Raw genomic sequence first — 14,635 nt, forward strand, 5'->3', positions numbered from 1 at the left:
CCTCGTCGCACTTCCATCGCAAGGACGTCACCATGGATGCCATCTCCCTGGGCATCGGCGTACTCGTCGCCGTTGTCCTGCTCGTCTCGGTCGTGCTGCTGCTGGTGGTCAGCAGGCTGTTCCGCAAGGTGGAGCAGGGCCGGGCGCTGATCATCTCCAAGACGAAGAGGGTCGACGTCACCTTCACCGGGGCCGTCGTCCTGCCGGTGCTGCACAAGGCCGAGTACATGGACATCTCGGTGAAGACGATCGAGATCCGCCGCACCGGCCGGGAGGGGCTGATCTGCCAGGACAACATCCGGGCCGACATCCACATCAGCTTCTTCGTCCGCGTCAACAAGACCGTCGAGGACGTCATCAAGGTCGCCCAGTCCATCGGAACGGCGACGGCGAGCGACAAGGTCGCCATCCAGGACTTCTTCGCCGCGAAGTTCTCCGAGGCGCTCAAGACCGTCGGCAAACAGCTCGACTTCGTCGACCTGTACACCAAGCGCGAGGAGTTCCGCGACCGGATCATCTCCGTCATCGGCACCGACCTCAACGGCTACCACCTCGACGACGCCGCCATCGACTTCCTCGAACAGACCCCGATGACCCAGCTGGACGCCGCCAACATCCTTGACGCGCAGGGCATTCGGAAGATCACCGAGCTGACGACCATCGAGCACGTGCGGACGAATGAGTTCCAGCGCACGGAGGAGAAGGAGATCACCCGGCAGAACGTGGACGCCCGGGAGACCATCCTGGAACTCGAACGGCGCCAGGCGGAGGCCGAGATCAAGCAGCGCCGGGAGGTCGAGACGCTGCGGGCCCGTGAGGAGGCCGCCACCGCCAAGGTGCAGGAGGAGGAACGCCTGGGCGCCCAGGGCGCGTTCCTGCGCACCGAGGAGCACCTCGGGGTGCAGCGCGAGAACCAGGCGCGCGAGATCACGGTCGCGCAGAAGAACCGCGAGCGCGTCATCGCCGTCGAGAACGAGCGGATCGAGAAGGACCGGATGCTCGAGGTCATCGCGCGGGAACGGGAGACCTCGCTCTCCTCGATCGCCAAGGACAAGGAGGTGGAGGCGGAGCGCCGCGAGGTCGCCGAGGTGGTGCGCGAGCGGATCGCGGTGGACCGCACGGTCGCCGAGCAGGAGGAGTCGATCAAGAAGCTCCGGATGGTCGAGGAGGCCGAGCGCACCCGGCAGGCGGTGGTCATCGCGGCCGAAGCCGAGGCGCAGGAGCGGCTGGTCAAGGACATCAAGGCGGCGGAGGCGGCCGAGTCCGCGGCCGTCCACCGGGCGGCGGAGCAGCTCACGCTCGCCGAGGCCCGGCTGAAGTCCGCCGACCTCGACGCGCGGGCCAAGCTGCGGCTGGCGGAGGCCGTGCAGGCCGAGTCCGCCGCCGAGGGGCTGGCGGCCGTACAGGTCCGGGAGAAGGAGGCCGACGCCATCGAGAAGTCCGGGCGGGCGGAGGCCCAGGCGATGGAGGCGCGGCTGAAGGCGGAGGCCGAGGGGATCCGCGTCAGGGCGCTCGCGGAGGCCCTCTCGATCGGCGAGAAGCTGAAGGCGGAGGCGCAGGGTCTGACGGAGAAGGCGGCGGCGATGGCGGCGCTGGACGAGGCCTCGCGCGGGCACGAGGAGTACCGGCTGCGGCTGGCCGCGGAGAAGGAGATCCGGCTGGCCGGGCTCGACGTGCAGCGGGGGCTCGCGGAGGCGCAGGCCATGGTGGTCGCGGCGGGGCTGGAGAAGGCCGAGATCAGCATCGTGGGAGGGGATTCGGTCTTCTTCGACCGGCTGGTCTCCGCCATCTCGCTCGGCAAGAGCATCGACGGGTTCGTCCAGCACTCCGACACCGCGCGAGGCCTCGCCGGATCGTGGCTGGACGGCACCCACGACTTCACCGAGGACCTCACCCGCGTACTCGGCTCCTTCTCCACGGCGGACGTGCAGAACCTGACGGTGTCGGCCCTGCTGGCCAAGCTCGCACAGGGGGGAGGCGCGACGGCCCCCGTCCCGTCCGAGCTGCCCGAACCGAAGACCGGGCCGGCTGCCACCACCCACGGCCCCGCCGCCCTCAACGGCTCGACCAGGGCCTGACCCACCCCGCCTCCGGGCCGGCCGGACCCCGCCGGGTCCGGCCGGCCCCCGATCCGCCGGCGCAGCGCCCCCGCAGGAGTCGCACATGACCAGCACGTCCCCCCTGGACCCGGGCACCTACGAGGTGCTGCGCGACCGGCTCGCCGTTCAGGGCGGAGAGCTGGCGCGGCGCGCAGAGGCCCTCAACGCCCGCCGGATCGAGGAGTTCGGATCCACCGGCCTCGCCCTCGAATCCACCGGCCGCCTGCGCACCGAACTCCCTTGTACGCCCCGGGACATCGTGGCCGTCGGCGACACCCTCCTCTTCGGCTACCACGCCTCCGTCGCCGTCAAGGGGGAGACCGCGGTGTCGGCGCTGTCGGAGGTCTTCGCCCTCCACGACCGGGAACTGAACCGGCTCCCCGACGACTCCGTCCCCGGACTCCTCGACGACCCCGATTTCCTACGGGAGTTCGCCGCCCTCCACCGCTACTACCACCAGGCCCGCCTGCTGCGGCTGCGCCGCCTGGACGGCAGACTGCTCGCGGTCTTCCGCACCGGCGACACCACCGAGGACATCCGCGTCCTGCGCTGGGCCCTGTACCCCGAAGGCGGCGCCCGGTTCCTCGACGCCCGCGGCGAGCGCGACCACGCCTACCCGCCCTCCCACGACCACGACTTCGAGTGGACCGCCACCACCCGGGCCGACCACGTCCTGGGCCGCCACCCGCACGTCTCCATCGGCGCGGAGGTTTACGTCTCCACCGTCGGCGGCGCCCTGACCGTCAAGACCGAGGACGACACCGAGACCGCGGAGGGGATCCACAGCGAACCGGTCGACGAACCGCTCCAGTCCCTCGCCGACGCGGACATCGCATACGCCAGGGTCGGGCCGCTGATCCTGCTGCGCGTGCGCCCGTACAAGGAGGAGACCGACCGCCACCTCGTCTTCGACACCCTCACCCGCGAGATCGTCCGCCTCGACGCCATCGGGCAGGCCGCCCGCCGGCTCCCCGAGGACCAGGGGGTCGTCTTCCCCGGCGGATACCACCTGGCGGCCGGCGCCGCCGGCGCCACGGCAGGCACCGGCGCCACCAAGACCTTCGACATCGACGCCGCCCTCCTCGCCCCCCTCCGGTTCGAGCGGACCGTACGCTCCCCCAACGGCGAGGACCTGCTGTACGTGTTCCAGCCCCGCGGCGGCGGCCGCGGCCTGCTCCTTGCGTACAACGTGATCCGCAAGGAGGTCGCCACCCCGCTCACCGGCCGCGGCCACGCCCTCTTCGAGGACGGCACGCTGCTCGTCCTGCGCGCCGACGGGCAGGAGCCCTCCCGCGTCCACACCGTGCAGCGCTGGAGCTCCCCGTTCCTCTCCGAGACCTACGCGGCTTCGCGCCCCGCCGGCTCCGGAGCCGCGGCCCGCGTCGGCAACGCCGACCTCGTACGCGGCATCTCCGACTGCCTCTCCATCGCGGGAGCCGCCGCCGGGACCACGCCGACCACCGGCGTGTACGAGAGCCTCGTCGCCGCCTGCGTCCGGGCCGGCGACCAACACCACTGGCTGGACGACCCCGAACTCGGCGATCTGCGGTCCCCGCTCGAGGAGGTCCGGGCCACCGCCGAGCAGGTCCTCGCCGAGTTCGAGACCGTGCTGACCCTGACCCGCCAGGCCGCCGACGCCCTCGGCGAAGCGGCGGCGCGCACCGCCTCGCTGGTCCGCAGGGCCCGCGGCGAGGCCCCCCGCACCACCGGCGACTGGGTGGAGCGGCTCACCGAACTGCGCCGCGCGCACGGGCACGTGCTCACCCTGAAGGAACGGCGGTACGCCGACCCCGAGGCCGTGGACGCGCTGGCCGCCGGCATCGGAGGCGCTGTCGACGCCTTCGCCCGGCGCGCCGTGGCCTTCCTCGCACGGGAGGACGCCTTCGCCGCGCACCACACGGACATCGGCCAACTCACCGCGGCCGCCGGGGCGATCACCACCACCGCCGAGGCGGCCGGACTCACCGCCCGGCTCGATGCGCAGAGCGGGAGCCTGGACACCGTCACGGAGGTCATCGCCGGGCTGGAGATCGGCGACACCACCGTCCGCACCTCCATCCTGGAGCGCATCGCCGAGGTGCTCGGCGGGATCAACCGGGCGCGGGCCGTCCTCGACGCCCGGCGCCGCGAACTGGTGAACACGGAGGGGCGGGCCGAGTTCGCCGCGGAATCCGCCCTGTTGGGGCAGGCCGTGACGGGCGCGCTCGCCGCCGCCGGGACCCCCGAGGCCTGCGACGAGCAACTGTCCCGGCTGCTGCTGCGCCTGGAGGACCTCGAATCGCGGTTCGCGGAGAGCGAGGAGTTCCTCGCCCGGCTGGCCGACCGGCGCTCCGAGGTCCACGAGGTCCTCTCGGCCCGCAAACAGACCCTCCAGGACGCCCGCGCCCGCCGCGCCGAACGGCTCGCCGACTCGGCAGCCCGGGTCCTGGACACGATCGCCCGCCGGGTGGCCCAGCTCGCGGACGGCGACGCCGTCAGCACGTTCTTCGCCTCCGACCCCATGGTCTCCAAGATCCGCCGCATCGCCGCCGAACTGCGTGAACTCGGCGAGCGGACCCGGGCCGAGGAGCTCGACGGCCGCATCGCGGCAGCCCGCCAGGAGGCCGCCCGGTCCCTGCGCGACCGCACCGAGCTCTACGCGGACGGCGGCCGGACCCTGCGCCTGGGCCGCCACCGGTTCGCCGTCAACACCCAGCCCTTCGACCTGACCCTGGTCCCGCAGGGCGACGGCCTGGCCTTCGCGCTCACCGGGACCGACTACCGCTCGCCGGTCACCGAACCGGAGTTCGTGGCCACCCGCCCGTACTGGGAGCGCTCGCTGCCCTCCGAGAGCGCCGGGGTCTACCGCTCCGAGTACCTGGCGGTGCGGCTGCTGACCGAGCGGGGACCGGGCGCGCTGTCGGGGGCCGACCTGCCCGCGCTGGTGCGGGCGGCCGCCGAAGCCGCGTACGACGAGGGATACGAGCGCGGGGTCCACGACCACGACGCCCTGCTGATCCTGAACGCGGCGCTCGGCCTGCACGCCGACGCCGGGCTGCTGCGCCACCCGTCCGGGGTCCGGGCGCGAGCACAGCTCTTCTGGGTGCACCGGGCGAGCGCGCAGGACCGTACCCGGTGGACCAGCCGGGCGGTCCTGCTCGCGCGGGCCCGGGACACCTTCGAGGGGCCGGTTCCGGCGATCGCCGAGCTGCGGTCCGAACTCGCGGCGGCCATCGGCGGGTTTGGTGCCGAGGGTGCGGCGGCATACCTCTTAGAAGAGCTGTCCCGCGATCCGGCCGCCGGGAGCGGGGGCTTCGTCACGAGCGCGGGGGTCCGTACCCTGCTGGACAAGTTCCGCCGCTCGGTGGGCACTTCGGCGTACGACGAGGGTCTGGCGGCGCTCGGTGAACTCGCCGACCGGCGCCAGGCGGTGGAGGCCTGGCTCGGCGCGTACGCGCGGGCCGCCGGGGAGCAGATCGCCCCGGGGGACCTGGCCGAGGCGGTCGCCGTCGAACTCTGCCCCGACCTGCCCCGCTACGACGTGGACGCGCCGCTGACCGCGACGGTCGACGGCCTCCTGGGGCGCCACCCCCGGATCGCCGGCCGCTCGCTCACCGTGCGCATCGACGACCTGCTCTCCCGTGCCGGTGAACTCGCCGCCGGAGCAGAGGAGTTCCGCGACTACCAGCGCCGCCGCGCGGCCCTGGTCGCCGGCGAGCGGGTCCGGCTGCGGCTGGAGGACTACCGGGCCAAGGTGCTCTCCTCCTTCGTCCGCGGCCGCCTCGTCGACGAGGTCTGCCTCCCGCTGATCGGCGAGAACCTGGCCAAACAGCTGGGCACCACGGGGGAGGGGCGGCGGACCGACAGCAACGGCCTGCTGCTGCTCGTCTCCCCGCCGGGGTACGGCAAGACCACGCTGATGGAGTACGTGGCCGATCGGCTCGGACTGGTCCTGGTGAAGGTGGACGGCCCGGCCCTCGGATCCGGGGTGACCTCGCTCGATCCGGCGCGGGCGCCGGACGCGACGGCGCGCCGGGAGGTCGAGAAGATCAACTTCGCTCTGGAGGCCGGCAGCAACACCCTCCTCTACCTCGACGACATCCAGCACGTCTCGGCGGAGCTGCTGCAGAAGTTCATTCCGCTCTGCGACGCCACGCGGCGGATGGAGGGGGTCCGGGAGGGCGAGCCGCGCACCTACGACCTGCGGGGCAAGCGGTTCGCGGTGTGCATGGCGGGCAATCCGTACACCGAGTCGGGGGAGCGGTTCCGGATCCCGGACATGCTGGCCAACCGGGCCGACGTGTGGAACCTCGGCGATGTCCTGACCGGCAAGGAAGCCGCCTTCGCGGCCAGCTTCGTGGAGAACGCCCTCACCTCCCACCCGGTGCTCGCCCCGCTCGCCGGACGCGACCGCGCCGACCTCGAACTGCTGGTCCGGCTGGCGGCCGGGGATCCGGCGGCAGGGGATCCGGCGGCCGCCGCGGACCGCCTGGCCCACGGGTACGCCCCGGCCGAACTGGACCGGATCCTGGCCGTGTTGCGGCACCTTCTGGCCGCCCGGGACGTGGTCGTCACCGTCAATGCCGCCTACATGGCCTCGGCGGCTCAGGAGGACGCCACCCGTACGGAACCGCCGTTCCGGCTGCAGGGCTCGTACCGCAACATGAACGGGATCGCGGCGCGGATCGACCCCGTGATGAACCCCGCCGAGCTCTCCGCCGTCATCGACGACCACTACCGGGCCCAGGCCCAGATGCTGACCGCGGGCGCCGAGGCGAACCTCCTCAAACTCGCCGAACTGCGCGGCACGTTGACGCGGGAGCAGGCGGCGCGCTGGAGCGCGCTCAAGGCCGCGTACGCAGCGGGTCCGCGGGGGCCGGGCGGGTCCTGACGGCCGGGGCGGGTCCCGACGGCCGGGGCCGTCTCTTTCGGATCTTGCCGGGTCCGAAAGGGGCGGCCTACGCCGCCGGGCAGCGGGCCCCGGTTCCGCCCGCGTCGGCGCGCGCGTCGGAGCCGCCGGTCCCGATGCCCGGAGCGGTGGCGGACGGGGCGAGCGTGACGTCCAGGCCGAGGCCCGCGCTGGTGGTCCGGGCGCCGGTGAGCCGGACCCCTTCCGGCAGGTCGTCGATGGTCACGGTCCGGGGAGCGAGCTGTTCGGCCAGGCCGCCGGTGCCGGGCAGGGACTTGAGGCTGCTGATCGACAGATTGCGGCCCAGGGCGGAGACGGTGGTCGGCGTGATCGTGACGCTGTTCGCCGTGGTGCTGGTGCTCGCGTGGACGGTCACGGGCAGGCCCAGGCTGCCCACCGTCCCGGTGAAGGTCAGACCTTTCGCGTCCGCGCCCACCTTCAGGCCGGAGGTGCCCTCGCCGCCCTGCCCGGATGCGGCGAGACGTTTCTGCAGTTCTCCGTAGGCGACGGTGGCCGTGGCCCGGCCGCCGCCCACGCCGCCGTCGCGCGTGACGTCGTAAAGATCGGCCTCGACCGTCATGTCGGTGTCGGAGCGGTGCACTCCCTTCGCCTCCAGGTGGAGGGAGCCCACCTCGCCCGAGAGCGCGCGCAGCCCGGCGAAGGTGCCGTCCAGCTCGGCGGTGACGGGGCCCTCGGCCCGCAGACGGCAGCCCGCGGCCCGCGCTATCCGGTCCTGGGCGCTGTGCGCGACCACGACGTCGGTGATGCAGACCGCGGCGGCGAGGGCGGCGACGGTCCCCGCGGTGACGAGTACGGGGGTGCGCCGGAACTTCGTGGCGGGCTTCGTGGCGGGCTCAGTGGCGGGTTTCGTTGCGAGCTTCACTGCGGGGCGGATCCGATCTGCTTCAGCATCCCGAAGGCCTCGAGCAGGAGGTGGGACGGCGGGGAATCGGTGACGGTGCCGTTCGCGCGGCGCCGGCGCTGGGTGCGCAGGACGGCGCGTACGGCGGACAGCGCGGCGCCGGAGATCACCGCGGCGCGGAGGTCGGCGTCGGGCGTCCCGGCGGGGAGCCGGGCTTCGACGAGGAGGGAGAGCCGGTCGTCGAAGTCCGTGAAGATGTGCACGAGCTGGGCGGCCACGGCGCGTTCGGCACCCTCGATGGAGTGGGTCAATGCGGTGAGGCTGGACGCCGCGAAGGGGGCGACCGCCGAGATCAGGGCGTTGCAGACGGCGTCGAGCGGGGCCTCCTGCGGGGGGCGCCGGGCCAGCTCGGCCTCGACGTACGCGAAGAGCTCGATGCTGTCGGGCAGGAGCAGGGCCTCTTTGCTCTCGAAGTAGCGGAAGAAGGTCCGCTCCGAGACGTTCGCGCAGGCGGCGATGTCCGCGACCGTGGTGCCCGCGAAGCCGTGCTCGGCGAAGAGCGCGGCCGCGCCCTCGCGCAGCAGCGTGCGGGTCCGCTCCTTCTTGCGCTCGCGCAGTCCGGACTCGGCTTCCGCTTCGGGGTCGGGCGGATCTTGGGTCATGGCCGCAGCCTAGCAATGACGTCACCCCTGTCAATTGTCACCCACGACAATTGTCAGTCCTGCCATTTTCTGCCAAGGTGCCTCGTGTCAGCCCTGACACTTTCCTGGAGGCGTCGTGCACTCCCCTTCCCGCCTGGGCCGCCTCGGCGCCTTCAGCGCGCGCCATCCCGTCTGGGTGATCGCGGCCTGGCTCCTGCTGCTGGCCGGCGCGGCACTCGGCCGCCACCTGGCCGACCCCACCTACAGCGACCAGATCGCCCTGCCCAGCACGCAGTCCCGTACCGGAGCCGACCTGCTGGCCCGCTCCGCCCCCGGGGTCGGCGACCCCAGCGGGCGCGTCGTCTTCCACGTCGGGTCCGGCTCCCTGGCCGGACACCGGCAGGCCGTCGACGAGAGCCGCGCCGACCTGGCGGAGATGGACCACGTCACCGCCGCGTCCCCGGTCGTCACCAGCGCCGACGGCCGCACCGCCTACACCACCGTGTCCTTCGACCGGCAGGTCAAGACGCTCGGGCACGGCTACCGGGACACCCTCGATGCCGCCACCGCCCCGGCCCGCGCCTCGGGGGTGGAGGTCGCGTACGGCGGCGACCTGAACCAGGTCGTGCGGCCGCCCGCCAACGACAAGGCGAGCGAGGCGGTGGGCGTGGTCGCGGCCCTGCTGATCCTCGTCCTGACCTTCGGCAGCATCGCCGCCGCGCTGCTGCCCCTGGCCACGGCCCTGATCAGCGTGGGCGTGGGCATCGGGGTCGTCGGCATCGTCGCGGGCACCGTCACCTTCGCCACCGCCGCACCCACCCTCGCCACCATGATCGGCCTCGGCGTCGGCATCGACTACGCCCTCTTCCTCACCACCCGCTTCCGCCAGGACCTCATCGACGGGCACGATCCGGTCGACGCGGCCGGCCGCACCGCCGCCTCCAGCGGCCGCGCCGTCGTGGTGGCCGCCGTCACCGTCGTCGTGGCCATGCTGAGCCTGTACGCCTGTGGCCTGAGCTTCATCGGCCGCATGGGGCTCGCCGCCACCCTCGTCGTCGCCATCACGGGCGCGGCCGCCCTGACCCTGGTGCCGGCCGCCCTGGGCCTGGTCGGGCGCCGCATCGACCGGTTCACCGTCCGCCGCCCGGTCGCCGAAACCTCCGGCAGCCAGGACGGCTGGCACCGCTACGCCGCCCTGGTGGCCCGGCACCCGTGGAAGTTCCTGACCGCGGGCACCCTGCTGCTCGGACTATTCGCCGTACCGCTGCTCTCCATGAGGCTCGGCCACGTGGACGACGGCGCCGACAAGGCGGGCAGCAGCACCCGGCAGGCGTACGACTGGATAGCCGAGGGCACCGGACCGGGCTTCGGCCCCGGCGCCAACGGCCCCCTCGTCCTGGTCGCCGACCTCCACCACGCCACCGCAGCGGCCGACCGGATCGGCGCGGAGCTCACCGCCGCCCTGCGGGACACGGCCGGGGTCGCCCGGTTCACCCCCCTCACCCCGAGCCCCGACGGCAAGCTGCTCATCTCCACGCTCACCCCCGCCACCGGGCCGCAGACCGCGGACACGGGCAGCCTGTTCACCCGGCTCACCGACACCACCCTGCCCACGGCGCTCAGGGGCACCGGAGCCGAGGGCTACCTCACCGGATCCACCGCCGGACAGCTCGACTTCCGCGACACCGTCAAGGACCGGCTGCCGCTCATCATCGGCATCGTCCTGGCGGCCGCGCTCCTGCTGCTGACCGTCGTGTTCCGCAGCGTGGTGATCCCGCTCAAGGCGGTCGCCCTCAACCTCTTCACCACCGCGGCGTCCTACGGGATCCTCGTCGCGGTGTTCCAGTGGGGCTGGGGCAGCGGCCTGATCGGGCTGTCGGAGCCGGTGCCCATCGAGTCCTTCGTACCGATGATGATGTTCGCAAACGTCTTCGGCCTGTCAATGGACTACGAGATCTTCCTGCTCTCCGCCATCGCCGGGACCTGGCACCGCACCCGGGACAACACCCTCGCCGTCGGCACCGGCCTGGCCGCCACCGGCCGGGTCATCTCCAGCGCGGCGCTCATCATGACGGCGGTCTTCCTGTCCTTCGCGGCCTCGCCCACCGTGGTCGTCAAGATGCTCGCGCTGGGACTCGCCGTCAGCGTGATCCTGGACGCGACGGTGGTGCGGCTGGTGCTCGTTCCGGCGGCGATGTTCCTGATGGGGCGCGCCAACTGGTGGCTGCCGCCCTTCCTCGACCGGCTCCTGCCACACCCCGGGGAAGCGGCCGGGCACGGGGAGGGTCCGGGGAGGGCCCGGGGGTGAGGCATGATCGGGGGATGTCTGATCGCATCATCGCCGCCTGTGACGGGGCGGCCAAGGGAAATCCCGGGCCGGCCGCATGGGCCTGGGTCATCGCCGACACGCACGGCCACCCCGAGCGCTGGGAGGCCGGGCCGCTGGGCCGGGCCACCAACAACGTGGGTGAACTCACCGCCCTGCAGCGGCTGCTGGAGGCGGTGGCACCGGGGACGGCCGTCCAGGTACGGATGGACTCGCAGTACGCGATGAAGGCCGTGACCCAGTGGCTCCCGGCCTGGAAGCGCAACGGCTGGAAGACCGCCGCGGGCAAGCCGGTGGCCAACCGGGAGCTCGTCGAGAGCATCGACGCGCTGCTGACCGACCGGGACGTGGAGTTCCGCTACGTTCCCGCGCACCGCGAGGACGGCGACCACCTCAACGCGATCGCCGACCAGGCGGCCAGCGAGGCCGCGGTGAGCCAGGAGCCCGCCGGTACCGCGCTGGGTCATACCGCGATGCCGATCCCGGCGCCCGCCCGCAGCACACCGGCCCGCGCCACGAAGGCCCGTACCGCAGGTACCGGCACGGGCACCGGCACCGCGACCGCCAGGAAGGCGACCGGCACACGGAGCGGCGGCGTCACCATCAAGGCGAAGTTTCCGGGCACCTGCCCGTGCGGCAAGCAGTACGCCGCCGGAGAGAAGATCTCCAAGCTCGGATCCCGCTGGGGACACCCGGACTGCGGCGGCGCGGCCGCCGAGTAGCACCTCGGCCGCGCCGCCGGGCCCGCCCCGGCCCGGCGGCGCGGTGTCCGTCAGACCGTGGGCTTGCGGTTCTTGATGATCTCGGTCATGTCGGCCGTCTCTTCGGCCGGCGGCGCGGTGATCTCCTTCGCCCCCCGAAGGAGAGGAAGTCCATGGAGACGTTGACGGCGCCGAGGGCATTCGTCATGCGCGCCGGCATCCCCTTGTCGTCGATCCAGACGTCGGCGACCAGGTCCGTGGCGCCCGTGCCCATCGACTCGTAGATGGCGGCGGCGTCGCCCAGCTCGGCCAGGGAGATCTTGGCGTGGTAGTGGGTGGCGGCCTTGCCGTTGACGTCTTCCTTGCCGACCTTACTGACGCCCTTGGCGTACTTGAGCAGCTTCAGCCCCGCCGTCGGATCGTTGGAGCTCCCGTTCTTCAGCGCCGCGGCACCGTCCGCGCCCATGAGGGCGGAGGCGTCCATCTTGAGCCAGGTCCTGCCCTTGAGGCCGTTGCCCCAGGAGTAGAGCCCGGCCACGACCACCGGCTTGCCGCCGGTCTGTGGTCCCGAGGTCGTCGCCTTGATCTCGGCCGAGCCCGCGGCCGTAGCCTCGTCGGAGGCCTTGTCGAGCGCCGCGGCGAGCATGTCCGCCGAATCGGCGGCCCGGCTCACCGCCGTCGCCGCGGCACGGAGTCAGCTGTTCGGACTCCGTGCCGCCGCCGATCGTGGCCACTGCCGTCAGGGTCGGCCGCTCAGGCGATCTGCCACCGCTGGTAGGCGGAACCGCTGCTCGGCTGCTGGCTGGCCAGGGCTCCGTCCGAGCCGGAGGCCGTGGTCAGCAGCAAGGCGCTCTTCTTGTTGGTCACGGAGTACTCGCCCGCGCCGAGCGGGGCCAGCAGCCAGCGCTGGCTGTCGCTCGCGGGGGCGCAGGTGGCCTGGACCACGGCCGCGCCGGCGGATGCCGAGCCGCCCGCCGTGTCCGCGCAGAGGCCGGAGGAGCCGTTGGCCATGGTGTAACTGCCGTCCGCGTTGAGGGACAGCCGCCACTGCTGGTTGGGGCCGCCGTGCGGGGTCCAGGTGATCAGCTGGGTTCCGGAGGCGCTGGAACTCCCCGGGTCGTCGAGCGACTTCCCGGCGGCCGTCAGGGTCCGGGTGCCGGTCAACTGGCCCCCGTACGCTTCGAACTCGTACAGGGAGTAGCCGTACGTGGTGCCGCGCTGGGTGGCGTACAGGCGCAGGTAGCGGCCGGAGCCGGACAGCCCGGTCAGGTCCTGGACCCCGCCCGTACCGGCCGTGGTGGAGTACAGGGTGCGCCACGTGGCCTTGTCGTCCGAGAGCTGGATCTGGAAGGCCTTGCCGTAGGCGGCCTCCCAGCGCAGCACCACCCGGTTGACGGCCTGGCTGGAGCCCAGGTCGACCTGGAGCCACTGCGGGTCGCTGTACGCGCTCGACCACCGGGTGCCCGGATCGCCGTCCGTGGCCAGCGGGGCGGGGAAGTTGGCGGTCTCGGTGCTGGAGGCGGTGGTGGCGCGGCCCAGGGCGAGATTGCCCGGCTGCGAGGTGCTGGGCCAGGCGGGGTTGTGGCCGATCGCGGCGACGATCGGGGTGAAGGCGGCGTAGGTGCTCACCGGCTTCGGGGAACCCCAGGTCTGCTGGGCGAGCCCGCGCAGCGGGTACATGATGCCGGCGGCGACCTGGGTCTCCGTCTCGGCGTTGGGGCTGTCGCACCACACGTGGATCAGCGAACCGGGGTTCTTCGCACTGTCCGCGAGGACGTTGCCCCCTTCGAACGTGTCCGGGGTCCAGGTCTCGTACATCCACTTGGTGTCGGGCTTCGCGCCGCCGAGCACGTAATAGGTGGGGGTCCAGGACTCGTTGGCCACGGTGTGCCCGGCCGCCGCCAGTTGCTGCGGGGTGAGCCCGTAGCTGTACCAGTACTCGACGAGGATGCCCGCGTGCGGGGTGATGGTGCCGTCCCCGGCCTTGATCCCGTCGTTCCACATCCGGGTGGTCTTGCCGCCGGCCCGGACCAGGTCGTCGGCCCAGTTCACGAACCCGTAATAGGTGTCCTTGGCGGTGGCGTTCGCGCCGTAGTGGGCGCGGGCGTAGCTGAGCAGCTGGGGGTACTTGCTGTAGTCGGTGACGTACTCGTCCGCGCCGATGTGCCAATACGCGGCCGGGAACAGCGGCAGGTACTCGTTGATCAGGTCCTTGATCAGGGTGTACGAGGCGGGCAGGGACAGGTCGATGAAGTCCGGGCTGACCGCGCCGGAGCTGCTCTTGAGCTTGAGCTCCGGATGGGCCGCCAGGATCTGGTTCATGTGCCCCGGGGTGTCGATCTCGGGGACGATCGTGACGTGGTACTTCTGCCCGAGCGCGACCAGGTCGGCGATGTCCTGCTTGGAGTAGTGGTCGGTGGAGACGATCTCGGGGTGGGTCGCGCTCTCCAGCCGGAAGCCGAAGGTGTCCGACACGTGGAAGTGGAAGTAGTTGAGCTTGAGGTAGGCCAGTTCCTTGATGTGCTGCTTGACCCAGTCGACGGTGAAGAACTTCCGTCCCTGGTCGATCATCAGCCCGCGCTCGGACTTCGTCGGCCAGTCCACGGCCGTTCCGGCCGGCACCGAGGCCGACTGGTGCAGCAGTTGGAGCACGGTACGGGTGCCGTAGAAGGCCCCGGTGTCCGTCCCCGCCTGGATGGCGATGCTCTGCCCGACGGTCATGCGGTACCCCTCGGCGGGCAGTGAACCGTCACCGAGGCTCAGCCCGATGTCGCCGGGGGAGGCGCTCCCGGTGACCACGGCCACGGAGCGCCCGGCCAGTGCGCCCAAGTCCTCCGCCAGCGTGGCCGCTTCGTCCGAGAGCTGTGCGGTGTAGGCCGGATCGACGACGATCCGGCTGGTGCTCGTGAAGCCGTAGCTGCCGGTGCCGGCGGTCCACTGCCGCAGGGCCGGCACGGTCTGCGGCGCGGCCGCGGCGGCCGGGGCCGCTGCCGGGGAAGCGGCGGCGGCGCCGGGCAGGGAGAGTGCGGCCACCGCTAAGGCGGAGGCGGTCAGAAATCTGAGCAGACGCATGGCGAGTCCCCAGGTGTGGTCAGGGTAGGGGGAGTTCATGGCGGTA

The 14,635-nt window shown here is 72.4% G+C and carries 8 protein-coding genes; 4 read left to right on the forward strand and 4 right to left on the reverse strand.

Annotation, left to right across the window (positions count from 1 at the left end):
• The first annotated feature begins 32 nt into the window (after positions 1 to 32).
• Together OHU74_RS33210 and OHU74_RS33215 are read left to right on the forward strand one after the other, a co-directional pair.
• The gene (locus OHU74_RS33210; RefSeq protein WP_371619340.1) at positions 33 to 2,078 is read left to right on the forward strand and encodes a flotillin family protein; all 2,046 of its coding nucleotides are present in this window, start codon (positions 33 to 35) and stop codon (positions 2,076 to 2,078) included.
• A gap of 85 nt (positions 2,079 to 2,163) precedes the next feature.
• Positions 2,164 to 6,969, forward strand: a complete 4,806-nt coding sequence (locus OHU74_RS33215; RefSeq protein ID WP_371619341.1) for a DNA repair ATPase — start codon at positions 2,164 to 2,166, stop codon at positions 6,967 to 6,969.
• 67 nt (positions 6,970 to 7,036) lie between these two features.
• Here the strand turns inward: OHU74_RS33215 and OHU74_RS33220 are convergent, their stop codons facing one another.
• The gene (locus OHU74_RS33220) at positions 7,037 to 7,870 is read right to left on the reverse strand and encodes a DUF2993 domain-containing protein (protein ID WP_371619342.1); all 834 of its coding nucleotides are present in this window, start codon (positions 7,868 to 7,870) and stop codon (positions 7,037 to 7,039) included.
• On the reverse strand, positions 7,867 to 8,511 hold the full coding sequence (locus OHU74_RS33225; protein WP_371619343.1) for a TetR/AcrR family transcriptional regulator: 645 nt from the start codon (positions 8,509 to 8,511) through the stop codon (positions 7,867 to 7,869). The genes OHU74_RS33220 and OHU74_RS33225 overlap by 4 nt, the downstream gene beginning before the upstream one ends.
• A gap of 115 nt (positions 8,512 to 8,626) precedes the next feature.
• On the opposite strand from OHU74_RS33225, the gene OHU74_RS33230 reads away from it, so the two are divergent.
• Entirely contained in the window at positions 8,627 to 10,798 is a 2,172-nt protein-coding gene (locus tag OHU74_RS33230; protein WP_371619344.1) for an MMPL family transporter, read from the forward strand.
• Positions 10,799 to 10,812: 14 nt separating this feature from the next.
• Positions 10,813 to 11,538 carry a ribonuclease H gene (locus OHU74_RS33235; protein WP_371619345.1) on the forward strand — a complete coding sequence of 242 codons (726 nt, stop codon included), beginning with the start codon at positions 10,813 to 10,815 and terminating at the stop codon, positions 11,536 to 11,538.
• Positions 11,539 to 11,623: 85 nt separating this feature from the next.
• Here the strand turns inward: OHU74_RS33235 and OHU74_RS33240 are convergent, their stop codons facing one another.
• Both OHU74_RS33240 and OHU74_RS33245 read right to left on the reverse strand, forming a co-directional pair.
• Entirely contained in the window at positions 11,624 to 12,190 is a 567-nt protein-coding gene (locus OHU74_RS33240; protein WP_371619346.1) for a hypothetical protein, read from the reverse strand.
• A gap of 80 nt (positions 12,191 to 12,270) precedes the next feature.
• Positions 12,271 to 14,628, reverse strand: coding sequence for a family 20 glycosylhydrolase (locus OHU74_RS33245; RefSeq protein ID WP_371619347.1), 2,358 nt, complete (start codon positions 14,626 to 14,628; stop codon positions 12,271 to 12,273).
• Between the last annotated feature and the right edge of the window lie 7 nt (positions 14,629 to 14,635).

This window comes from Streptomyces sp. NBC_00454, from assembly GCF_041434015.1.
Classification (GTDB): domain Bacteria; phylum Actinomycetota; class Actinomycetes; order Streptomycetales; family Streptomycetaceae; genus Streptomyces.